Origin of the sequence: Cognatilysobacter lacus (assembly GCF_008274655.1) — a bacterium.
Classification (GTDB): Bacteria; Pseudomonadota; Gammaproteobacteria; order Xanthomonadales; family Xanthomonadaceae; genus Cognatilysobacter; species Cognatilysobacter lacus.
In genome coordinates this window covers 1-980 of the sequence record NZ_VTRV01000278.1, presented here as the reverse complement: position 1 = coordinate 980, position 980 = coordinate 1, and the positions used below count along the sequence as shown (strand labels likewise).

The 980-nt window shown below is 71.8% G+C and carries 2 protein-coding genes; both read left to right on the top strand.

What is annotated here, in order from left to right; all coding sequences use genetic code 11:
* On the top strand, window positions 1-508 hold a 508-nt coding region (locus FW784_RS14055), incomplete at its 5' end, for a biotin--[acetyl-CoA-carboxylase] ligase (protein ID WP_235893696.1).
* Window positions 505-980, top strand: a 476-nt coding sequence (locus FW784_RS14050) for a type III pantothenate kinase (protein WP_149353941.1), incomplete at its 3' end; no start/stop codon positions are given. The genes FW784_RS14055 and FW784_RS14050, both read left to right, overlap by 4 nt.

Genomic DNA, 980 nt, shown 5'->3' with positions numbered 1-980 from the left:
CACCGCGGCGGCGTTGCGCGCTTCGGGCTGCGCCGAAGTGGCGCTCAAGTGGCCCAACGACCTCGTCGTCGAGCGCGAGGACGGCCTGCGAAAACTCGGCGGCCTGCTTGTCGAAGGCGGCGGCGAACACGCCGGCCCGGTGCGCGCGGTGATCGGCATCGGGCTCAACGTGCGCCTGCCCGAGCAAGCAGCCGCGGCGATCGACCAACCGTGGATCGACCTGGCGCAGCTCGGCCATGCGCAGTCACGCAATGCGTTGGCCGCCCGGCTGCTGGCGCACCTGCTGCCCGCGCTGGACACCTTCGACCGCGACGGCTTCGCGCCGTTCGCGGCGCAGTGGCCCGAGTTCGACGCGCTGCACGCCCGCGACGTGCTCCTGCACCTCCCGGATCGCACGGAACCCGCGCACGTACTTGGCCTGGCCGACGACGGTGCGTTGCGCGTCCGTACCGCTGCCGGCGAGCGCACCGTGCATGCCGGCGAAGTCAGCCTGAGGGCGGCGCAATGAGCGCGTGGCTGTTCGATCTCGGCAACACGCGCCTGAAGTGCGCGCCGCTCGTGGCCGGGGTCGTGGGGACGGTTCACGCGCTGCCGCATGCGGACTTCGTCGACGGGCTCGACAGCGTGCTTCCGGAACGTTTCGACGTCGCCTTCGTCGCCAGCGTCGCCAGTGACGGATTGCGCGTGGCATTGCTCGATGCGCTCGTGCGTCGCTGCTCGCGCATCGAGCTCGCGCGGACGCAGGCGCATTTCGATGGCCTTCGAATCGCCTATGCAACGCCCGCGCGGCTCGGCGTCGACCGCTTCCTCGCGATGCTCGGCGCGCGTCGCCACGTGCCGGGCCCGGTGCTGGTCTGCGGCATCGGTACCGCGCTCACGCTGGATCTTGTCGACGGCGATGGCCATCACCTCGGCGGACGCATCGCGCCGTCGCCGCAGCTGATGCGCGAAGCGCTGCACGCGCGCGCGCCGCAGCTGCC